This window comes from Amycolatopsis sp. NPDC005961 (assembly GCF_040629235.1).
Lineage (GTDB): Bacteria > Actinomycetota > Actinomycetes > Mycobacteriales > Pseudonocardiaceae > Amycolatopsis > Amycolatopsis camponoti.
Genome location: NZ_JBEXVF010000070.1, coordinates 1 through 20,252, shown reverse-complemented (window position 1 = coordinate 20,252; position 20,252 = coordinate 1). Strand labels below are relative to the sequence as shown.

24 protein-coding genes are annotated in these 20,252 nt (G+C 73.2%); 9 read left to right on the top strand and 15 right to left on the bottom strand.

Translation table 11 applies throughout. The annotated features are described in order from the left end of the window. The first annotated feature begins 5 nt into the window (after positions 1 to 5). From ABZ342_RS39955 to ABZ342_RS39945, 3 genes are read left to right on the top strand one after another with little or no spacing between them, the layout of a single operon-like run. Complete coding sequence (locus ABZ342_RS39955; RefSeq protein WP_360484643.1) at positions 6 to 662, top strand: TetR family transcriptional regulator; 657 nt, start codon at positions 6 to 8, stop codon at positions 660 to 662. Continuing rightward, a complete protein-coding gene (locus ABZ342_RS39950) occupies positions 659 to 859 on the top strand; it encodes a ferredoxin (RefSeq protein WP_155541623.1) in 201 nt (66 codons plus the stop codon). The genes ABZ342_RS39955 and ABZ342_RS39950 overlap by 4 nt, the downstream gene beginning before the upstream one ends. After that, a complete protein-coding gene (locus ABZ342_RS39945; RefSeq protein WP_360484640.1) occupies positions 856 to 2,028 on the top strand; it encodes an FAD-dependent oxidoreductase in 1,173 nt (390 codons plus the stop codon). The genes ABZ342_RS39950 and ABZ342_RS39945 overlap by 4 nt, the downstream gene beginning before the upstream one ends. A gap of 355 nt (positions 2,029 to 2,383) precedes the next feature. Here ABZ342_RS39945 and glmS read toward each other — a convergent pair whose 3' ends face one another. Both glmS and ABZ342_RS39935 read right to left on the bottom strand, forming a co-directional pair. Continuing rightward, positions 2,384 to 4,207: a glutamine--fructose-6-phosphate transaminase (isomerizing) gene (gene glmS / locus ABZ342_RS39940; protein WP_360484637.1), complete on the bottom strand. Its 1,824-nt coding sequence runs from the start codon at positions 4,205 to 4,207 to the stop codon at positions 2,384 to 2,386. A 31-nt stretch (positions 4,208 to 4,238) separates the two neighbouring features. Next, positions 4,239 to 4,511 carry a hypothetical protein gene (locus ABZ342_RS39935; RefSeq protein ID WP_360484634.1) on the bottom strand — a complete coding sequence of 91 codons (273 nt, stop codon included), beginning with the start codon at positions 4,509 to 4,511 and terminating at the stop codon, positions 4,239 to 4,241. Positions 4,512 to 4,607: 96 nt separating this feature from the next. On the opposite strand from ABZ342_RS39935, the gene ABZ342_RS39930 reads away from it, so the two are divergent. After that, entirely contained in the window at positions 4,608 to 5,336 is a 729-nt protein-coding gene (locus ABZ342_RS39930; protein ID WP_360484722.1) for a methyltransferase domain-containing protein, read from the top strand. On the opposite strand, the gene dapA is transcribed toward ABZ342_RS39930, so the two are convergent. Further along, positions 5,284 to 6,159: a 4-hydroxy-tetrahydrodipicolinate synthase gene (gene dapA / locus ABZ342_RS39925; RefSeq protein ID WP_360484631.1), complete on the bottom strand. Its 876-nt coding sequence runs from the start codon at positions 6,157 to 6,159 to the stop codon at positions 5,284 to 5,286. The two genes, ABZ342_RS39930 and dapA, sit on opposite strands and share 53 nt — an antisense overlap. Positions 6,160 to 6,232: 73 nt before the next feature. Here dapA and ABZ342_RS39920 point away from each other — a divergent pair, with 73 nt between their 5' ends. Together ABZ342_RS39920 and ABZ342_RS39915 are read left to right on the top strand one after the other, a co-directional pair. Next, on the top strand, positions 6,233 to 7,120 hold the full coding sequence (locus ABZ342_RS39920) for a LysR family transcriptional regulator (protein WP_360484628.1): 888 nt from the start codon (positions 6,233 to 6,235) through the stop codon (positions 7,118 to 7,120). A gap of 76 nt (positions 7,121 to 7,196) precedes the next feature. Further along, positions 7,197 to 7,559, top strand: coding sequence for a VOC family protein (locus ABZ342_RS39915; RefSeq protein ID WP_360484625.1), 363 nt, complete (start codon positions 7,197 to 7,199; stop codon positions 7,557 to 7,559). 74 nt (positions 7,560 to 7,633) lie between these two features. Here ABZ342_RS39915 and infA read toward each other — a convergent pair whose 3' ends face one another. The 9 genes from infA to ABZ342_RS39870 all read right to left on the bottom strand — a co-directional run bounded on the left by infA (position 7,634) and on the right by ABZ342_RS39870 (position 15,950). Then, positions 7,634 to 7,855, bottom strand: a complete 222-nt coding sequence (infA, locus tag ABZ342_RS39910) for a translation initiation factor IF-1 (RefSeq protein WP_155541630.1) — start codon at positions 7,853 to 7,855, stop codon at positions 7,634 to 7,636. Next, positions 7,845 to 8,621 carry a GNAT family N-acetyltransferase gene (locus tag ABZ342_RS39905; RefSeq protein WP_360484622.1) on the bottom strand — a complete coding sequence of 259 codons (777 nt, stop codon included), beginning with the start codon at positions 8,619 to 8,621 and terminating at the stop codon, positions 7,845 to 7,847. Before ABZ342_RS39905 ends, infA begins: the two co-directional genes overlap by 11 nt. Positions 8,622 to 8,796: 175 nt before the next feature. Beyond that, positions 8,797 to 9,408 (bottom strand): TMEM175 family protein, encoded by a 612-nt coding sequence (locus ABZ342_RS39900; protein WP_360484619.1) that lies wholly within the window; start codon positions 9,406 to 9,408, stop codon positions 8,797 to 8,799. 37 nt (positions 9,409 to 9,445) lie between these two features. Continuing rightward, complete coding sequence (locus ABZ342_RS39895) at positions 9,446 to 10,948, bottom strand: phosphodiester glycosidase family protein (RefSeq protein ID WP_360484616.1); 1,503 nt, start codon at positions 10,946 to 10,948, stop codon at positions 9,446 to 9,448. Between the two features lie 97 nt (positions 10,949 to 11,045). Then, complete coding sequence (locus tag ABZ342_RS39890; protein WP_360484613.1) at positions 11,046 to 11,687, bottom strand: DUF3618 domain-containing protein; 642 nt, start codon at positions 11,685 to 11,687, stop codon at positions 11,046 to 11,048. Next, positions 11,684 to 12,118: a phage holin family protein gene (locus ABZ342_RS39885; RefSeq protein WP_360484610.1), complete on the bottom strand. Its 435-nt coding sequence runs from the start codon at positions 12,116 to 12,118 to the stop codon at positions 11,684 to 11,686. The genes ABZ342_RS39890 and ABZ342_RS39885 overlap by 4 nt, the downstream gene beginning before the upstream one ends. Continuing rightward, the gene (locus ABZ342_RS39880) at positions 12,118 to 12,903 is read right to left on the bottom strand and encodes a hypothetical protein (protein WP_360484607.1); all 786 of its coding nucleotides are present in this window, start codon (positions 12,901 to 12,903) and stop codon (positions 12,118 to 12,120) included. The genes ABZ342_RS39885 and ABZ342_RS39880 overlap by 1 nt, the downstream gene beginning before the upstream one ends. A gap of 150 nt (positions 12,904 to 13,053) precedes the next feature. Next, the gene (locus ABZ342_RS39875; protein ID WP_360484604.1) at positions 13,054 to 15,036 is read right to left on the bottom strand and encodes an amino acid transporter; all 1,983 of its coding nucleotides are present in this window, start codon (positions 15,034 to 15,036) and stop codon (positions 13,054 to 13,056) included. Between the two features lie 104 nt (positions 15,037 to 15,140). After that, positions 15,141 to 15,950: a MerR family transcriptional regulator gene (locus ABZ342_RS39870; RefSeq protein ID WP_360484601.1), complete on the bottom strand. Its 810-nt coding sequence runs from the start codon at positions 15,948 to 15,950 to the stop codon at positions 15,141 to 15,143. 117 nt (positions 15,951 to 16,067) lie between these two features. On the opposite strand from ABZ342_RS39870, the gene ABZ342_RS39865 reads away from it, so the two are divergent. Next, complete coding sequence (locus ABZ342_RS39865; protein ID WP_360484598.1) at positions 16,068 to 16,436, top strand: STAS domain-containing protein; 369 nt, start codon at positions 16,068 to 16,070, stop codon at positions 16,434 to 16,436. A 34-nt stretch (positions 16,437 to 16,470) separates the two neighbouring features. Here the strand turns inward: ABZ342_RS39865 and ABZ342_RS39860 are convergent, their stop codons facing one another. Both ABZ342_RS39860 and ABZ342_RS39855 read right to left on the bottom strand, forming a co-directional pair. Then, a complete protein-coding gene (locus ABZ342_RS39860; RefSeq protein WP_360484595.1) occupies positions 16,471 to 17,259 on the bottom strand; it encodes a GAF and ANTAR domain-containing protein in 789 nt (262 codons plus the stop codon). After that, positions 17,249 to 17,638 (bottom strand): STAS domain-containing protein, encoded by a 390-nt coding sequence (locus ABZ342_RS39855; RefSeq protein ID WP_155541639.1) that lies wholly within the window; start codon positions 17,636 to 17,638, stop codon positions 17,249 to 17,251. Before ABZ342_RS39855 ends, ABZ342_RS39860 begins: the two co-directional genes overlap by 11 nt. A 169-nt stretch (positions 17,639 to 17,807) precedes the next feature. Here ABZ342_RS39855 and ABZ342_RS39850 point away from each other — a divergent pair, with 169 nt between their 5' ends. Further along, complete coding sequence (locus ABZ342_RS39850) at positions 17,808 to 18,578, top strand: methyltransferase (RefSeq protein ID WP_360484592.1); 771 nt, start codon at positions 17,808 to 17,810, stop codon at positions 18,576 to 18,578. Here ABZ342_RS39850 and ABZ342_RS39845 read toward each other — a convergent pair. Further along, positions 18,554 to 19,141, bottom strand: coding sequence for a helix-turn-helix domain-containing protein (locus tag ABZ342_RS39845; protein ID WP_360484589.1), 588 nt, complete (start codon positions 19,139 to 19,141; stop codon positions 18,554 to 18,556). The two genes, ABZ342_RS39850 and ABZ342_RS39845, sit on opposite strands and share 25 nt — an antisense overlap. Before the next feature lie 119 nt (positions 19,142 to 19,260). Between ABZ342_RS39845 and ABZ342_RS39840 the strand changes: the two genes are divergently transcribed. Next, the gene (locus ABZ342_RS39840; RefSeq protein WP_360484586.1) at positions 19,261 to 20,157 is read left to right on the top strand and encodes an SDR family oxidoreductase; all 897 of its coding nucleotides are present in this window, start codon (positions 19,261 to 19,263) and stop codon (positions 20,155 to 20,157) included. The last annotated feature ends 95 nt before the right edge of the window (positions 20,158 to 20,252 follow it).

Here is a 20,252-nt window from a genome sequence, read left to right as displayed (position 1 = left end):
CCGCTGTGACCACGGTGGATCGGGCGCACGCGACGCGCGAGGCGATCCTGACGGCAGCGGAACGGCTCTACGCCGAACACGGCGTGCTCGCCGTGTCGAACCGGCAGATCAGCGAAGCCGCCGGGCAGGGCAACAACACCGCCGTCGGCTACCACTTCGGCACTCGCGCCGACCTCGTCCGGGCCATCGCCCGCCGGCACTCCGCGGCCGTCGAAGAGCTGCGCGAACGCATGCTCGCCGACGTCGGCGCGTGCGCGGACCTGCGGGACTGGGTCCGGTGCCTGGTCCACCCCTCCACCGAGTACCTCGCCGCGGCGGGCCGGCCGAGCTGGTTCGCCCGGTTCACCGCGCAGGTGATGACCGAGCCGTCGCTGCGGCTCGCCGTCGCCGAGGAGACGCTGTCGTCGCCCGCGCTGGCGCGGACCGTCGACGGGCTGAGCCGGTGCCTGCCGGAGCTGCCCGCCGAGGTCCGCGCCGAGCGCAGCGCCATGACCCGTCAGCTGCTGATCCACACGATGGCCGAGCGCGAACGCGCGGTGGCCGAAGGCGGCGACACCCCGCGAGCCGGCTGGCGCGAAGCCGCCACCGGCCTGACCGACGCACTGGTCGGGCTCTGGCTCGCCCCCGTGACCCACACCGACGAAGGAGAGGAACGACCATGAAGGTCACCGTGGACGAAGGCAAGTGCTGCGGCGCCGGCACCTGCGTGATGCTCGCGCCGGACGTGTTCGACCAGCGCGACGACGACGGCATCGTCATCCTGCTCGACGAGACCCCGGCGGAAGCGCACCACGCGATCGTCCGGGAGGCGGCGAGCGTGTGCCCGGGTGTCGCGATCTCGGTGAGCGAGGACGCGTGACGGTCCTCGTCGTCGGCGCCTCGGCCGCCGGGCTGGCCACGGTGGAAGCGTTGCGCCGCAAGGGGTACGACGAGCGCGTGACCGTGCTGGGCGCCGAGGCGCACCTGCCGTACGACCGGCCGCCGCTGTCCAAGCAGGTGCTCGCCGGGAGCTGGACGCCTTCCCGGGCGAGCCTGCGCACGCCGGAGGCACTGTCCGCATTGGACGTCGAGTTCGTGCTCGGCGACCCCGCGGTGGCGTTGGATGCCGGGACGCGGACCGTTCGCACGGCCGGTGGCCGGGCGTTGACCGCGGACGCGATCGTGCTCGCCACGGGCCTGCGTCCACGCACCCTGCTGGGCCAGGACGGCCTCGCGGGCGTCCACGTCCTGCGCACCCTCGACGACGCGCTGGCTTTGCGCGCGGAGCTGGCGCCGGACAAGCGTGTGGTGGTCGTCGGCGACGGCGTCCTCGGCGCGGAGATCGCGGCGACCGTGTGCGGGCTGGGCGTCCCGGTGACGCTGGCCGGGCCGCAGCCCGCGCCGCTCGCGTACCAGTTCGGTCCTCTGGTGTCGGGTCTGCTCGCGACGCTGCACGCCGACCGCGGTGTCCACTTGCGACTCGGTGCGCCGGTGACCGGACTGTCCTCATCGGATGGACGAGTCAGCGGCGTGTGCTTGGCGACGGGGGAAGAGCTGCCGGCGGAAGTCGTGGTGGTGGCGTTCGGCGCGGCCCCGGCGACGGACTGGCTGGCGGGCAGCGGGGTGCTGTGCGACAACGGCATCGTGTGCGACTCCCGGTGCCGCGCCGCGGACGGGATCTACGCCGCGGGCGACGTCGCCCGGTGGCACCACGAGGGGCTGGACGTGCTGCTGCGCCTGGAGAACCGGACGAACGCGACCGAGCAGGCGATCGCCGTCGCGGGAACCATCCTCGGCGACGACCGCCCGTATGCGCCGGTGCCGTACTTCTGGACCCACCAGTTCGACGCGCGGATCCACGTGCACGGAAAGCTGTCCGCCGACGCCGAAGTGTCCATTGTGGAAGGCGAGGTGACGACGCGCCGGTTCGTGGCCGAGTACCGCGAGGGCGGCCGGGTGACCGGGGTGCTGGGCTGGAACATGCCCAAGCAGGCCCGGCTTCACCGGCAGGCCATCGCCGGCGCCGCCGTGCCGGTGGGACGCGCGTAACGCCGGGCGCCTGCGCCCCGCTGGAGCGGCGGGGCGGCCGCGATCCGCGACGCCCCGCGCCGGTGGCAGGTCGCGGACCTGGTCGCTCGCCAGTGCAACGCGCGCGACCTTCCGCTGCGGTCCCGGCAAAGTCGCAGTGGCTCGCTCGCCCGCAGCTCCGCCAAGACATCGCAGCCACACCGGCGCCGCCGAAACCGCCCCCTTCGGCTCCGCCCCCCGACTTTGCCGGGGCCCCCGCAGTCCCGGATGACTGAAAGCGGGCCGCCGAGCGCGGCGGCCCGGCTCGATTCCCGATCCTGAGCGCCCGGCGATCCCGCCCACGGCGGCGTCGGCCTCTGCTTCAGCTGGCTGAGCCTCACTCCACCGTGACGGACTTGGCCAGGTTGCGCGGCTTGTCGATGTCGTAGCCCAGCGTCAGCGCGGCGTGGTAGGCCAGCAGCTGCAGCGGGATGGTCAGCAGGATCGGGTCGAGTTCCGGCTCAGTCCGCGGCACCACGATCCGCGGGACGTCCAGCTCGCCGAAGTCGACGTCCTCGTGCGTCACCGCCAAGACCGCGCCTCCGCGGGCGCGGATCTGCTGCATCGCCGCCAGGTTGCGGTCGGCCAGCTCGTCGGCGGGCACGATCGCCACCGTCGGGAGGGACTCGTCGATCAGGGCGAGCGGGCCGTGCTTCAGCTCGGACGTCTGGTACGCCTCCGCGTGGCGGTAGGAGATCTCCTTGAACTTCTGCGCGCCCTCCCGGGCCACCGGGAACCCGCGGACGCGGCCGATGAAGAACAGGCTGTTCGCGGCCGCGGCGACCTTCGCGTGCTCGGCGATCTCCGCTTCCGCGGCCAGGATCGTGCGGATCTGGTCGGGCAGCGCGCGGATCGCGGCGATGATCCGCTGACCGTCCGCATTGGACAGATCCCGCACCCGGCCGAGCGACAGCGCGATCAGGGCGAACCCGACCGCCATGTTCGTCAGCGCCTTGGTCGAGGCGACCGCGATCTCGGGGCCGGCGTGCAGGTAGACGCCGCCGTCGCAGGCGCGGGCGATCGTCGAGCCGACGACGTTGACCAGGCCGACGACCCGGCCGCCCTTGCGCTTGATCTCCTCGACGGCGAAAGCGGTGTCGATCGTCTCGCCGGACTGGCTGACCGCGATGTAGAGCGTGTCCGCCTCGATGATCGGGTTGCGGTAGCGGAACTCCGACGCGGCTTCGGCGTCGGCCGGGATGCGGGCCAGCTCCTCGATCATCGTCGCGCCGATCTGGCCGACGTAGTACGCCGAGCCGCAGCCGAGGATCTTCACGCGGCTGAACCCGCGCAGCTCGCGGGGTGTCAGGTTGAGCCCGTCGAGGCGGGCGACGCCGAACCGGTGGTCCAGCCGGCCGCGGATGATCCGCTCGATCGACTCGGGCTGCTCCTGGATCTCCTTGGCCATGTAGTGCGGGAACCCGCCGAGGTCGAGGTCTTCGGCGGCGATGTCGATCTCGGTGGTGGGCTTGGTCGTGTCGCTCTCGTCGACGGTGAACGTCCGGTAGCCGGTCGCGAAGACCGTCGCGAACTCGCCGTCGTCGAGGTGCGCGACCTGCGAGGTGTGCCGGACCAGCGCGGCGAGGTCGCTGGCGACGAACATCTCGCGCTCGCCGACGCCGATGATCAGCGGCGAGCCGTTGCGCGCGATGACGAGACGGTCCGGGTGCGCGGAGTCGGTGACGGCGATCGCGTACGTGCCGGTGATCCGCGAAACCGCCTCGACGACGGCGTCTTCCAGGGTGTCCGCGCCGGACCGCGCGATCAGGTGGGCGAGGACCTCGGTGTCGGTCTCGGAGGTGAGCTTCACGCCCGCGTCGGCGAGCTGGGCGCGCAGGGCGTCGGCGTTGTCGATGATGCCGTTGTGGACGACGGAGATCCGGCCGTCCTCCGAGGTGTGCGGGTGCGCGTTGTCCTCCGACGCGGGCCCGTGCGTGGCCCAGCGCGTGTGGCCGATGCCGACCTTCCCGGTGAGGCGCTTGGGCAGCGCGGCGGTGAGGTTGCGGACCCGGCCGACGACGCGGTGGACCTGCGTGGTGTCCTTCGGGCCGAGGACGGCGATGCCCGCGGAGTCGTACCCGCGGTACTCGAGCCGGGTCAGGCCTTCGAGGAGGATGGGGGCGGCGTTCTGGCCGCCGATGTAGCCGACGATCCCGCACATGGCGGACCTCTTCTTCGGTAGGGGCTGGGTCTCAGCCGTAGACGATGCGGCGCAGCTGGCGCTCGGACAGGTCGGGGGCGGCCACGAGCCGGCCCCGGAGCTCGGCGGCGACCAGCGGGAAGATTTCGGGGTTCTTCCGGCCTTCGGCCTGCAGCTCGGCGTGCCTGCGGCGCACGTACTGCTCGGTGGGTATCCGGTAGAAGGCCAGGACGTCGTCGACGACGCGGGCGGCGACCCCGGGTGGCAACCCGGTGGACGCGGCGACGCGCTCGACGATGTCGGTGTCTTCCACGCCGGCCATCATGCCCTGCCGACGTCGTGAACTTCAAATTCCTGCCCGAAATCGGGCAAGCTTTAATCGTTGGACGACCATAGGGGTTCCGACCAGGGTGGGAGTGTGCTGCAGGAAGACATCTGGGACGTCGAGACCGCCGAACGCTACGACACCCCGGGCCGCGGCATGTTCGCGCCCGAGGTCGTGGACCCGGCGGTGGACCGCCTCGCCGCGCTGGCCGGCGGCGGGCGGGTGCTCGAGTTCGCCATCGGCACCGGACGCATCGCCGTCCCGCTGGCCGCGCGCGGAGTGTCCGTCACCGGCATCGAACTGTCCGAGCCGATGCTCGGCCGATTGCGGAAGAAGGCGGACCTCCCGGTGGTCGTCGGCGACATGGCGACGGCCACGGCTCCGGGCCGCTTTTCGCTGGTCTACCTGGTGTTCAACACGATCGGGAACCTGCTCACCCAGGACGAGCAGGTCGAGTGCTTCCGCAACGCGGCCCGGCACCTGGACCCCGGCGGCCGGTTCGTGATCGAGCTGGGCGTCCCCGAACTGCGCCGCCTCCCGCCGGGGCAGGACGCGCTGGTGTTCACGGCCGAGCAGGGGTACGTCGGCGTGGACACCTACGACACGGTGAACCAGCACCTGGTTTCGCACCATTTCAAGTTCGGCGAGGGCCGCGAAGCCCGGCTCGGCCGGTGCCCGCAGCGCTACATCTGGCCGGCCGAGCTGGACCTGATGGGCCGGCTGGCCGGCTTCGAGCTGGAGTCCCGGCACGAGGACTGGACTGGCGGGGAGTTCACGACGCGATCGCGGTCGCACGTATCGGTGTACCGGCTGCCTCCGAGCTGACCTCGACCAGCGGCAGCCTGACCGTTGCGTGCGGGATGACGCCCAGCTCGGCCAGCGCGGCCTTGGCCGCCGTCACGCCGGGGCCGGACCGCATGATCGCGTCCGTCAGCGGGAGCAGCGAGTCGTTGATCGACCGAGCCGATTCCAGGTCACCGCGGCGGACGGCGTCGATGAGGGCGGCGGTGCGCTCGGCCGCCACGTTGGCCACGACGCTCACCACGCCCGCCGCGCCGCACGCGAGGTACGGCAGGTTCAGCTCGTCGATGCCGCAGTAGTACGCCAGCGACGTGCGGGACATGACCGTCATCGCCTCGAACAGGTCGCCCTTGGCGTCCTTGACCGCCCGGATCCGCGGGTGGGCGGCCAGCTCGACCACCGTCTCCGTCGTCATCGCGATGCCGGCCCGCGCCGGGACGTCGTAGAGCATCACCGGCAGCTCGGTCGCGTCGGCCACCGCGAGGCAGTGGGCGATCACCCCGGCCTGCGTCGGCCGGGAGTAGTACGGGCAGACGAGCAGCAGTCCGTCCGCGCCGGCCGCCTCGGCTTCGCGGGCGCGGCGGACGCTCGCGGCCGTGTCGTAGGTGCCGACGCCGGCGATCACGCGGGCCCGGCTCCCGGCCCGCGCCACCACGGCACGGACGAGCCCGGCGGCTTCGGGCTCGGTCAGGGTGGGGGACTCGCCGGTGGTCCCGCCGACGACGAGGCCGTCGCACCCGGTGGCCAGCAGGTGGTCGACGAGGCCCGCGAGGCCGGGTTCGCTGAGCGTCCCACCGGGCTGCATGGGGGTCACCATCGCGACGAGGTTGGCGCCGAAGTCGGTCATGCCTCGACCTTGCCGGAGGGTGACTGATGCGGTCCAGCGATGCTTTTTTGCCGATACTGCGTAATCTGGCTTGATGATCGAGGTCGGTGCGCTGCGGGCGCTGCGGTCGGTGGCCGCACTCGGGACGCTCGCGCGGGCGGCCGAGGAGCTGGGGTTCACGGCGTCCGCGGTGTCGCAGCAGATCAAGCGGCTGGAGCGGCAGGTCGGGGTGCCGGTGCTCGCGCCGGCGGGCCGCGGGGTCGTGCTGACGCCGGCCGGGCAGGCCATCGTCGACGCGGCGCCGGAGGTGTTCCAGGCGCTGGAGCGGTGCGGCGAAGCGGCGCGGTCGGTCTCGGAGGGCGCACCGCGCGGCACGCTCCGGGTGGTGGCGTTCTCGACCGCCATCCGCGGCTTGCTCGCGCCGCTGCTGCGCGGCTTGTCGGTGCGCTGTCCCGGCTTGCGCGTCCACATCACCGAGCAGGACCCCGAGGAAGCGCTGCACAGCGTCGACGCCGGAACGGCCGACTTCGCGCTCGTCCACGACGCCGACGGGCTCCCGGCCGCGCAACCGCCGTCGTTGACGCAGCGGCTCGTCCACACCGACGTCGGCGACGTGGTGCTGAGCCGGTCGCACCCCCTGGCCTCGGCCACCGAACCGCTCGGCCGGGCCGATCTCGCGGGCCACGCGTGGGTGACCAGCCCGCCGGGAACCGTGTGCCACCAATGGTTCCGGCGCTTGTTCGCGGAGGCACCGGAGGAGCCGGACGTGCGTCACCTGGTCGACGACTTCGCGACGCAGCTGTCGCTGGTCGCGTCCGGCGAGGTGATCGCGCTGATCCCCCGGCTGGCCCGGCCGCCGCTGGGGGAGGACCTGATCGCGCGCCCACTGCGTCGGCAGCCGAAGCGCGAGGTGTACGCGGCATGGCGGCGGAGCGCGGACGCGAGCCCGGCGATCCGGGCAGTGCTGGCCGAGTTCGGCTAGGCTGGCCGCGAGTGGGTGCAGCGTCGGAACGCCCGCCCGCGACTCCCTTTGGCGCACTGAGCCGAAGGAGTGCGCCTTGATCACGTTCGCCGGGATGAGCCTGCCCGTCACCGACTTGGGCCGTTCGGTCCCGTTCTACGAGTCACTCGGGTTCACGACCGAAGTCCGCAACGGCCGGTTCGTGTTGCTGCGCCTGGAAAGCGGCACGCTCGGGCTGCTGGAACTCGGCGCCGTCGTGTTACGCGAGGCCGACCGGTTGCGCCGGTTCGTGCAGGTCGAGTTGCTCGCCGACGACCTCGACGAGCTGTACGCCGACTTCGTCGCCCGCGGGGTGCCGGTCACCGGGCCGCCGCGGGACCGCGGCTTCGAACGGCAGCTGCAGCTGCGGGACCCGGACGGCTTCACGGTCGAGTTCGCCGACCGGAGCCCGCGCGGCTGATCTCCTTGCCACGCCACGGAAGCCGGCCGGGGTGAGCGCGATCCGGGAGCGCGGGCTCCCGGATCGCGCCCGGACTAGTTCCGGTAGCGGAACAGGATCCGGCCTCGGGTCAGGTCGTACGGGCTCAGCTCCACCAGGACCCGGTCGTACGGCATGATCTTGATGTAGTTCTTCCGGATCTTGCCGCTGATGTGCGCCAGCACCTGGTGCCCGTTCGGCAGCTCCACCTTGAACATGGCGTTGCGCAGGCACTCGAGCACGGTGCCCTCGACTTCGATGCCGCCCTTATTCGCCATGGCGCACCAGCTCCAGGTTGCTGCTCACCCGGTGGGCGCCGACGCCCTCGAACAACGCCGTCGCCGCCGGGTTGGCCTCGTTGACTTCCGCCGACGCCGCCGGAATCCCCGCCGCGTGCAACGAGCCCAGCACCTCGGCCAGCAGCGCCCGGGCGATGCCGCGGCGCCGGTGGTCCGCGCGGACCGCGATCAGGCCGATCCGGGGCAGCCGCGGCACCTGGACCACCCGGACCAGGCCGACGTACTCGCCGGCGTCGGCCGCGGCCGCGTACAACGCCGGGTCCACGACGGTGTCCCCGGGCGGGTGCGGCAGGACCTCGGCCGGCATCTCCTGCCAGCCGACCGTCGCCTCGACCTCGGCGCGCACCACGCGGTCCAACGCGCGCAGCGGGCCCTCCGAAGCCGAGCCGCGGGGGACGATCGTCACGCCCGGCGGCGCGAGCACCGGGCCGGCGCCGGTGGGCACCGAGTACTCCCACTCGCGACGCCGGAGGGTGAAGCCGGCTCGTTGCCAGCCGGCCGTCAGCTCGGCGTCGGGCTCGTCGACGATCGTGTGGAGCGGGCCCCGAAGCTCCGCCACCATCGCGTCGGCGAGCTGGTCGAAGACCGAGCGGTGCCACGCGTCGATGCTGACGAAGATCCGCCCGTCGGGCCGCGTCGTGGCTTCGCTGCGGCCGGCCACCCGGTCGTCGTCCAGCGCGTGCCAACGCCCCGGCGCGATCCGCGTGATCACCACCGCGGGTTCGCCCGAGAGAAAAGTTTCCATGAGGTTCGTACCTTTCGGGAGTGCTCGAAGCGCTCCCGGCGACCCCTACGTCAGTCGCCCGACCGTGACGACGAGGGGAGCACCCACATCGAAACAGCGTTCATGGGTCTCACCTCCCGGCGTCGAGTCACGGTCACCGGCACGATAGCGGGCCGCGGCGGTCCCGCCCACCGATTTACCGGGCGGTGCGGCGGCCCCGCCCCCGGAGGACGAGCCTCCACGGGAACAGCAGCAGCAACAGCACGTAATAGCCGAAACCGGGCTTGATGAGCGCCACCACGACCGCGAGCGCGAACACGGCCGTGCTCACCACGTAGTTCCAGAACGACGCGTCCGTCACCGGCTCGGCGTCCCCGCGGACCTGCGGGTCACGGCGGACGATGACCACCAGCGCGGTGCTGGCCAACCCGCTGGCCAGCAGCGTCCCCAGGTAGAACACCGCGGTGAAGCGCTCGGTCTGGTACGCGCCGATCAGCTCGGTCGGGAAGGGCAGCACGGCGATCGTCAGCAGCCAGCAGAAGTTCACGCGCACGAGCGCGGGGCTGTACGAGCGCACGTGCTCGAAAATGGTGTGGTGAACGGACCAGAACCGGCCGATGACGACGAAGCTCAGCAGGAAGCTGAAGATCTTCGGCCAGTTGTCGCTCACGGCCTCCAGCGCGGGCCGGTGCTCCGCGATCAGCTCGGGCACCAGCTCGGTGAGCGGCAGGACCAGCAACGTCAGCGCGATCGCGACCACGGCGTCGGTGAAGAACACCAGCCGCTCGGATGATTTCTTCTGCTCCACGGGCAACATCAAACCACCCGTGCCGCGCGCTCCCGGATCAGCGCCGCGGCAGCACCAGCAGCGCGTCGCCGACCGGGCGTTCTCCCGTCGCGTCCGAAGGGGAGCTGACGAGCTCGCCGTCGATCGCCATCGCCGTCGAGCCGCCGCCGTCGAGGTTGATCGCGGTCACCGCGCCCAGCCGGGCCATCAGCTGCGCGCCCTCGATCAGGGACAGGCCCTCGGCGAAGCCCGGCTGGCGGCCGTCGGCGGTGACGATCAGCAGCCGCCCCTGGCGGTCGAGGCCGACCATCGTGCGCGGGTTGCGCTTGACGCCCCAGCCGTACACGAACGACGGGTCGCCCGGGTGCACGATGCCGTCCGCCGCCGCGTTCACCGCGCCCCGCCCGCCGCGGACCAGCCACGGGCCGCCGTTGACGACGCCGGCCGGGTGGATCGGCCGGCCCGCTTCGAAGATCCGCGTCCCGACCGGCAGCCTCGTGCCCGGCCGTGCGTGGTCGCTCAGCCAGGTCGCCGCCGCGCCGATGCCCTGCACGGTGTGCCCGCCCGCCGGCACGTCGCCGCCCGCGGGACGCACCGCCGTGACGACGTCGTGGGCGTCCAGCACGGCTTCGACGCCGGTACCGGCCGGAGTCGGCGTGCCGAGCTGCGGCGTGAAGAGCACCAGCTCTCCTGCGTGGGTGCAGGTCGTGTCGTGCAGCGGCCGGTCCGTCGGGACGTCGCCGGGCTCGCCGCAGTTGCGGACGAGGCCGGGCTTGCGGTTGACCCCGTTGACGTCGTGGCCGCCGACGGTGAGCGCCGTCCGCGGCACGCCGATCGACGGCCGGTCCCCGAGCAGCAGCGCGGGCCGCCCGGTGGTGGCTTCGCTCTGCAGGAGGCCCTGGTAGACACCGATGCCCGCCGGTTCGCCGGGGATGCCGTCGCGCGGGTCGATGACGAAGAAGCCACCGTTGGTCCCGACGAGCGCCCCCGCGGCGGCCGACAGCGCCGACGTCGTGCGCCGCCCCGCCACCGAATCGCCGTGGGACGCGACGACCTCGCCGCGGAACCGCCGCGGGTCGACGACCGCGACGCGAACGCGTTGCGGGCCTTGTGCTTCCGGGCCGTCCTGCCCGGTCCATTCGACGGCGCCGGTGAAGCCGTTCGCGGTCATGGCGCTCGCGGTGGCCGCGGCCTGCGCGCGGTCGGCGAACGAGCCGACCCGCACCCGCCAGCCCAGGGCGCCCCGGGGCGTGTCGGCGAACGCGGGCCAGTCGACCTGCTCGGCGCGCGCGGCGAAACCCTTGCCTCGCAAGGAGGTTACGAGCGCCTCGGCGTGGTCACGGCTCCCGAGCGCGGACGGCGGCGCGTCCGGATCGGGGCTTGACCCGCCGGGTACCTGCGCGGTGACGGTCCAGGTGTTGTGCCCGGTGCCTTCCCCGGTGACGGTCGTGGAGACGGTCAGCCCCGGCGCGAGCACGGCACCGGCGGCCGAGGCCGGCGTGCTCAGCGCCAGGGTGAGCGCGGCGGACAGGGCCAGGACGAACGGCGCCGGAGTCTTCACGCGGAGCAAGCTACCCCGCCGGGGTGGACCGCGCGGGAGTTCCGGTTGAACTTCCGGGGCACGGCGCGACCCCGCGGTGCGCGCCGTGCCCCGGGTATCACGACGAACGGACGTTCTGCCGGGCCTCCTGCGCCCGGTCGGTGACCTCGCCGGCCGCGGACCGCGCCTCGTCCTTGACGGTCGACGCGCTGTCCGCGGCTTCGGACCGCACCGACTCGGCCGCGTGCTGGGCCGGCTCGCGCAGGTTGTCCTTGAGCTCCTCGGCCGCGTGCTTGGCCACCGGGGCCAGCTGCTCGCGCGCCAGGTCGGTCGCCTGGCCCGCGAGCTTGCGCTCGGGCTCGCTCGCCGGCAGCAGGGACGAGACGAGCCAGCCCGCGCCGAACGCGATCAGCCCGGCGGCCAAGGGGTTGCCCTGCGTGCCGCGGCGGATCTGCTCCGGGGCGTCGGAGACCGCGTCGGCCGCGGCGCTCACCTTGTCCTGGGCCGTGGACGCGACCGAGCTCGCCTTGTCCTGCGCGGTGGAGGCAACCGAGCCGACCTTGTCGCCCGCTGTCGACGCGTGGTCGTTCGCGGTGCCCATCACGCGGTCCTTCGCGCTGCCGAACGCCGTGCGCAGCCGGCCGACGCGGCGCTCCACGATGCGGCCGGGGCTCACCTTTTCGGTCAGCGCGTTGACGTCGGTGCTCAGGTTCCGTTGCGTGCCTTCGATTTCCCGGCGGATCCGGTCGGGGTCGGTCATGAGCGCTCGCCTTTCAGTGCGTCCGGAACCCGTTGCAGGGTCTCGACGGTGCGTTCGGGTTTCGGGTTGATCCGGCGGAACTCGCTGCGCCCGGTGGCGTACAGGACCGTGCCGATGACCGCCCACAGGGCCGCGACGATGAGCGCGGCCCAGCCGCCGTCCATCACGTTCTCCAGGCCTTGCCAGAGCGCGACGGACAGGAACAGCAGGACCAGGTAGCCGGCGAACCCGGCGCCGCCGAACAGGCCCGCGCCCTTGGCGGCCTTGGTGGCTTCGGCCTTCGTTTCGGCCTTGGCCAGCGCCACCTCCTGCCGCAGCAGCGTGGAGACGTCCTTCATGACGTTGGACAACAGCTCGCCGACGGAGGAGCCGGCGACGTCGACCGGCGGGGGTACCGCCGGCCGGGGCGCGGGGCCGGGGGTCTGCGTCATCACGGCACCTGCCCCGGCGTGGAGTAGCGGGTGGGCTGGGGAAGGGGTTCCGCCGGCGCGGCGTAACCGCCCGGGACCGGCGCTTCGGTACCGCCGGGAGCGGCCGGCCCGCCCGGCTGCGGCGCGTCGTACCCGGGCTGCGGTGCGTTGTACCCGCCCGGGGCGACCGGCGGCGGATACCCCGTCCCGCCCGGCCCGGGTTCCGGCGGCACCGGCGGGATCCCGGCCGGCCCGGGGTGCGCCGGCGGGACGGCCGCGGCCGCCCGCCCGTTCGGCGAGCTCCCGGAATCCTCCTGCTGCTGCGCGACGACACCCCGCGTGAGCCGTCCGACGACCGCGCCCGCCACGGCCGCACCGACCAGGAACGCGCCCGGACGGCGGCGTGCGAAGCGCCGCACCTCGTCGAGCAGGTCCCCGGGTTCGCGGTGCTCCAGCCAGTCCGCGACCGTCCTGGTCCGGCCGGACACCTGCCGCGCGACGTCGGCGGCGACGCCGGGGGAGTCGGTCTGCTCGGCCATCCGGTCCAGCTGACCGGCCAGCTGGTGGAGGCTCTGCGCCGCCTTCCGCTGGCCGTCCTTGGCCTGGGCCTCGAGCTGGTCCCGGCCCTCGCGGAGCAGATCGCGCGCTTCGCGCTGGGCGTGCTCCGCGACGTGTTTCGCTTCCTGCGCGGCGGTTTGGGCCACCGCACCCCCGCGGTCGGCGGCCGTGGTGGCCACCTCGCGGGCTTCGTCCTTCGCGGTGTCCGTCGTCGACGGCGGTGACTGACCGCCGGATCCCTGTGTCATCTCGACCTCCTTGCGGGCGAGGCACTTCCGGTGCCCACGGCTGCGTAGAGCGGCGGGCTACCCGGGCATTCCGGCAATAAACCGGCATGCGTGTCCGGCGCGAACGGGGGTAGTCCCGGCGCGCGTGCCGTCGAGATCGAGCTGGGGCCGTCAGCCGCCGACGTGGATGCCCGGCCGGCGGGCCGGGTCCTTTTCCGCGCTGCGGATGATTTCGCGGACCACCGGCGCGGTGTCGCCGCGGCCGAGGATCAGGTAGCGGAACAGGTGCCCGAGCGGGTTTCCTTCGGCCCACTCGAAGTGGCACTGCGGCCGGACGCCGGTGACGTCGCGCAGCGCCAGCAGGATCGCGGCGATCGCGTTCGGCGCCGCGGGGCTGTCCGCGCGCAGGATCCGGTACCCGTCGATCTCCACGCCGCGCACCTCGAGCACGTTGGAGAACTCCGACGGGTCGACCACGTCGATCTCCAGGAAGATGACGTCGGCGGCGCCGGGGACCGGGTTCATCGAGCGCTGTTCGGCTTCCTTGGCCGAGTACTCGGCTTCGTCGCCGCCCTGGCGCCGGTTGGCGATGATGTGCAGGTTGCCGTCGTGGGCCAGGGAATCGGCGATGAACCGGCGCGCTTCCTCGTCGAACTCGATGCGCTCGGCCCGCAGCTCGGTCGTCCGCGAAACCCGCGAAACCAGGGAGACGACGATGATCCCGAGGATGAACAGGGCCGAGATGGCGATGCCGTCCGGCTTTTCGATGACGTTCTCGACGAGCGCGTACAGCAGCACCAGCGTCAGGACGCCGAACCCGATCGCCGCGCCGCGCTGGCTACGCCGGATCGCCGAGATGGTCACCGCGACCGCGCCCGACACCATCATCGCGAGGATCCCGGTCGCGTAGGCCCCGGCCTGCGCGTTGACGTCGGCGCCGAACGCGACGGTGATCAGGATGCTGATCACCGTGTAGACGATCACCACCGGCCGCACCGCGCGGCCCCACTCCGGGGCCATGCCGTAGGAGGGCAGGTACCGCGGGACGATGTTGATCAGCCCGGCCATCGCCGACGCGCCGGCGAACCAGAGGATCAGGACGCTGCTGATGTCGTAGGCGGTACCGAAGATCTCGCCCAGCTCGCGGTGGGCGAGGTAGGCCATGGCCCGGCCGTTCGCCTCGCCGCCCTCCTTGAACGCGTCCGCCGGGATCAGCACCGTCGTGATGAAGCTCGTCGCGATCAGGAACACCGACATGATCAGCGCGGCGGCGGTCAGGAGCTTGCGCGTGTTGCGGATGCGCGACTCCAGCCGCTCCTCGGCGGTCTTTCCGTCCGCGGCGACCAGCGGCATCATGCTGACACCGGTTTCGAAGCCCGAAAGGCCCAGCACCAGCAGCGGGAACGCGACCACGGCGGGCCCGACCACGCCGAAGAACCCGCCGCCGCCCGCGGTCAGCGCGTCGGTCCAGCGGGAGAGGTCGGCCGAGTTGCCGAGCAGGTCGACCACGCCGGCGACGGTGACCACGGCGTTGAGCAGCAGGAAGACCGCGACGAGCGGGATGGCGACGCCGACCGCCTCGCTGAAGCCCAGCAGGAACACCCCGCCGAGGATCAGCAGCAGCACGACGGTGATGAGCACGGCGTGGCCGTGCAGGAAGCCGGGCACGTACGGGTTTTCCAGCATGTGCACGGTGGCGTCGGCCGACGACAGCGTGATCGTGATGATCCACGACGTCGCGACGAAGCCCAGCAGGGTGAGGACGAAGAGCTTCCCGCGCCAGAACGGCAGCAGGTCCTCCAGCATCGCCACCGAGCCCTGCCCGTGCGGGCTTTCGCGGGCGACGCGGCGGTACATCGGCAGCATGCCGAGCAGGGTCAGCGCGACGATCAGCAGCGTCGCCAGCGGGGACAGCGCGCCGGCGGCGAGCGCGGCGATCCCGGGCAGGTAGGAGAGGGTGGAGAAGTAGTCGACGCCGGTCAGGCACATGACCTTCCACCAGGCCTGCGGCGTGCCGTGGTCCTCGCCGCCCTGGCGGCCGACCGGGGCCACCCGGTGTTCCAGCAGCCAGCGGGCGAGCCCGGAGGCCGGCGGCTTCGGCGGTACCGGGCTGTCGACACTCGCCGGCACGGTCACTTCGGGTGAAGCAGCCATCGTCGTCCCCTCGTCCCTGGACACAGCGGTCCCCAGGATGCCGGACGCGCGAGATGCCCTTTTCCGCGGGCTCACCGTTGGCCGATTTGGGCGTTTTCCGCCAGTTACCGCGTCCCGGTGCTCAGCAGTGCGACGGCTTCGCCGAGGGAGGCCGGGCGCAGGGCGCGTCCGGTCCGGCGCGGCCAGCCGGGGCCGGCGAGGACGAGCCGGGGCGCGCGGATCCGGCGCGGGGGAGCCGCCGGGCGGCTGCTCCACAGGACGACCGCCGCCGGGTGCGTGCGGGCGACGGCGTCGCGCAGCGCGGTGTCCGGAATGGACCCGCCGAGGAACAGGGCCGCGCGGCCGTGCTCGGCCAGCGCCGCGCGCAGTGCCTCCAGCGGCAGGGTGTGCCGGTCCCCGTCGGCGCACGCGAGCAGTACCGGCGGGGCGGCGCTGCGGGGAGCGGGGATGCGGTGCAGGGCCGCGGCGACGGCCCATGCGAGCCCGTGCACCAGGTCGACGCAGTGGTCGGCGTCCGGGCCGCACAGCGCGCCGAACACCGGCCGGCACAGGTGCTCCCAGGTGTCGACGACGTCGTGGTCGACGAGGTACGCGTCCAGCAGCGCGGTCGCGGTGTCGAGCTCGAGGCCGCGCACCGCGGCCAGCAGCGTCCCGGCGTCGGTGGTGCCGTCGGCGTGGAACGCGCGGGCGGCCGCGGTCTCGGTGCCGAGCCCCTGCTCGATCAGGTGCTTCATCCGGAACAGCGCGTCGACGTCGGCGCGTCCGTAGCGGCGGTGGGTGCCGGTCTGCGGCGCCGACAGCGTGAGGCCGTAGCGCCGGTGCCACGCGCGCAGGGTGGACGGCGGCAGGTCCAGCATCCGGGCGACCGCTCCCGCCGTCCAGGTGACGGCGGGGGCGGTGACCGGCTGGTTCATCTCCCCATGATGGACCCGCGGGGCGCGGGCCGCCGCGCTCCGCGCCCCGGTCGCGCGGCGAATCGATGACAAAACGATGCGGGCGGCTTAAGGTCGGCACCGGCGAAGGGAGGCGCGGTGACCGGCGAGCGGACGTTGAGCGTGCGGGTGCGCACCGTGCCCGAAGCCGTCGTCGTCGCGGCCTCCGGCGACCTGGACCTCGGGTCGGCGCCGGTGCTGCGGGAGCGGGCCCGTGCCGTGCTGGACGACCGGCCGGCGGCGCTCGTCGTCGACCTGACCGGGATCGGGTTCTGCGGTTCGGCGGGCCTGCAGGTGCTGGCCGAGCTCGTCGCGGAGACGGCCGACGGCGGCGTGCCGCTCGCGGTGGTCGCCGGCCACCGCGCGGTGGTGCGCGCGGTGCGGCTCAGCCACCTGGACGAGGCGTTCACCCTGCACGCGACGGTCGAGGACGCCCGCGACTGGATCCGGCGGCAGCCCGGGCGCTGAGTTCGCTCCACTGTGGACAGCCGAGGCGACGGCGTCAGCCGGGCAGGTCGATCTCGGCGTGCCGTTCGGCCAGCGTCCGCGCCAGCTCGGCCAGCTTGACGTTCAGGTCCTGGGAGGTGCGCCGCAGGACGTCGAACGCCTCCTCCGCCGAAACGCCCCGGCGCGCCATGATGATGCCCTTGGCCTGGCCGATCACGTCCCGGCTCTCGATCGCCGTGCGCAGGTGGGCCGCCTGCAGCTCGCTGCGCGTCACGGCGTCGGTGGTGGCGATGGCCAGCGACGCGTGCGTGGCCAGCAGCAGCAGGACGTCGCGGTCGGCGTCGTCCAGCCCGCCCGCGGAGCGCGAGTAGACGTTGAGCGCGCCGACGGACCGGCCGGTCGGCGCGCCGGGGATGAGCGCGGTGGAGAGGACCGCGCCCACGCCCAGCCCGACGGCGGCCGGCGCCCACTGCGGCCAGCGGGGCTCGTCGGCCAGGTTCGGGGCGATCGCCACGGCCGGGCCGGCCGGCACGGCGGCCTCGACGCACGGCCCTTCCCGGAACCGGTACTGCAGCAGGTCCAGCTCGATGGCGACCGCGTCGGTCTCGGCGGGGGTGTGGAACCGGCCGTCCGCGTCGACCAGGGTGAAGCTGGCCAGGTCGGCCGACGGCACCATGAGCGTGGTCGCTTCGAGAACCCGCTCCAGGACGTCTTCGACGCTGAGGGCGGTGAGCAGCCGGCTCGTCAGCCGGGCGAACTCCCCGGCCAGGGGGCCGGCCGTGGGCCGGTCTTCGCCGGCGACGAACGTCTCCTTGGCGCGCTGCCACTCCTGCTCAGCGGACACGGTGCTCCTCCGCGTCGGCGAGCGTGCGGTACAGCGGCAGCGCGTCGCCGAGGCCCAGGACCTCGACCGGACGCCGCACCGCCCGCCCGTCGGCGGCGACGGCCACCGGGATCCCGGCCGCGCGGGCCGCGGCCACCGCGTCCAGCACCACGCTCAGCCCGCGCACCGAGCAGAAGTCGAGGCGCGTCAGGTCGATGACCAGCGCTCGCGGCGCGAGGTCGAGCTCTTCGCCGAGCCGGGCGGCGAGCCGGCCGGTCGCCGACAGGTCGAGCTCGCCGGTGACGGCCACGACCGTGCGCTCGGCCGTCGTCGTGATGGCGATCCGGGGCGGTGCTTCCACCAGGAAGGCCACGCCTGGGCGGGTGATGGTGTCGTGCATGAGCGTCCTCACCTCGGTGAGGCGGGTCGAGCCCGCCGTCCCGGCCGGCGCGGGGAATCGCGCGGCGAATGGGTTCCAGGGGCGGCTGCTGTGCTCAACCGCAGCGACGCTGACATTACCCCGCGCGCGGGCCCCGAGTCACCACGCCCGCGCCGGTACGGTGGTCCGCGTGGGTGACGACGCCTGGGCCGCGCTGGCCGGCCACTTCGCCGACGACGCCTACGCGTCGGTGAAGGGGCGCGTGCGCACCTACGTCCTGCACCGCCAGCTGCTGGAGCACCTCCCAGCGCCCCCGGCCACCGTGCTCGACGTCGGCGGCGGCGCCGGCCACCAGTCCTTTCCGCTGGCCGGGGCCGGGTACGACGTCACCTTGCTGGACCCGTCCCCGGCGATGCTGGACAAGGCGCGGCAGCGGCTGTCACCCGGGATCCGCGGCCGCGTGACGTTCGTGGAAGCCGACGGGGAGCACGCCGAGGAGGCGGTCGGCGGGCGGCGCTTCGACGCCGTCCTCTGCCACGGCGTCCTCGGCTACCTCGAGCGGCCGGAACCGGTGCTCGACCGGCTGTGCCGGTGCGCCGCGGCCGGGGGCGTCGTCTCGATCATGACCGGCAACGCCCACGCGATGGCGGTGCGGCCGGCCTTGGAGCAGCGGTGGGAGGACGCCCTCGCGGCGTTCGACGCGGACACGGAGATCGGCGTGCTGGGCGTTCCGACCCGGGCCGACACCGTCGAGGAGCTGAGCGAGCTCCTTCGCGACCGGGGCGTGGAGCCCGTGCGGTGGTACGGGGTCTGGCTGTTCGTCGACTGGCTCGGGTTCGGCGGCGCCGAGGTGGATCCGGCCGACGCGGAGCGCGTGGCGGCCGTCGAGCTCGAAGCCGGCCGTCGAGACCCCTACCGCCGGCTCAGCCGCGTCTTTCACCTGGTCGGGCGCAAGGCCTGAGCGGCCGTTTCGGCCAGCAGCAGCAGCTCGGCCAGCACGTCCGCCGCGATGTCAGCCAGTGACTTCTCCTCGCGCAACCACCGCGCGAACGCGATCCCGAACACGGTCGCGCCCGACTCCGCCGCCAGCGTGGCCGCGAGTTCGTCGACGCCGCGGGCACGCAGGGCGTCAGCGACTGTCGTCGCCAGGGTGGTCAGCTTGTGCTGCTCCCGTTCCTGCAGCGCCGGGTTCCGGTCGATGACGGACTGCCGCGCGCGGGAGTGCGGGCGGCGCTCGTCCGGGAAGAACGTCGCGGCCGTCGCCAGCGCGGAGGCGACGACCTCGAGCGGCGACGCTTCCGGCGGAGCGGCGTCGATACCGTCGAGAAACGCCTGGACCAGCAGTTCCTGTCCCTGGAAGAGCACCTCGCGCTTGTCGCTGAAGTGCCGGAAGAAGGTGCGCTCGGTCAGCCCGACGGACTGCGCGATCTCCGCGGCGGTCGTCTGCTCGTACCCGCGCGTGGCGAACAGTTCGAGCGCGGCCTTCTGCAGCCGCTCCGCGGTCCCGGGTTCCCAGCGCACCATGCGGCCGAGTCTAGTGATGGCAGCGGCTGACATAAAGGCGTACGGTGTGGATGTCAGCGACTGACGTCGGTCACTGACATCAGTTTTGGGAAGCACAGCCACTCGAAGGAGTTCACGCCATGCGCGTTTTCGTCACCGGAGCCTCCGGCTGGATCGGCACCGCCGTCGTCGGCGAGCTGCTCGCCGCGGGCCACGAGGTCACCGGGCTGGCCAGGTCGGACGGGTCCGCCGCGAAGCTCGAGGCGAAGGGCGTCCGGGTCCGGCGCGGCGACCTCGACGACCTGGCCGGCCTCCGCGCCGGCGCCGAAGCGGCCGACGCGGTCATCCACCTGGCGAACAAGCACGACTTCGCGAACCAGGCCGTGTCGAACGCGGCCGAGCGGGCCGCCGTCCAGACGATCGGCGACGCGCTCGCGGGCAGCGGCCGCCCGTTCCTGCTGGCCTCGGGGGTGGCGGGCCTGGTGCAGGGCCAGCCGGTCACCGAAGCCGATGCGTCCCCGTTCCACGGCCCGGACTCCCCGCGCGGCGGCGCGGAGAACCTCGCGCTCGGGTTCGCCGACCGCGGCGTCCACCCGGTGAGCCTGCGGTTCTCGCCGACCGTGCACGGCACGGGCGACCACGGGTTCATCGCGATCCTGTCGGCGATCGCCCGTGAGAAGGGGGTGTCCGGCTACCCGGGCGACGGCACGAACCGCTGGGCGGCGGTCCACGTGACGGACGCGGCGCGCATGGCCGTCCTGGGTCTGGAGAAGGCACCGGCGGGCAGCCGCCTGCACGCGGTGGCCGAGGAAGGCGTGCCGACGAAGGAGATCGCGGAGGCGATCGGGCGGGCGTTCGACCTGCCGGTGGCCTCGATCCCGGCGGCCGACGCGCAGAAGCACTGGGGGTGGATCGGCGGGTTCTTCGCGATGGACCTGGCGGCGACGAGCACCGCCACGCAGGAGCTGCTCGGGTGGACCCCGACCGGCAAGACGCTGATCGAGGACCTCGACACCGGCGCGTACTCGGGGTCGTGATGTTCAACGGCTTCAAGCCGCTGTTCCAGGCGCTGTCGCCGAACGACGTCAACGAGCTCTCCGGCGAGATCGTCCAGGTGCTGCAGGGCGAAGGC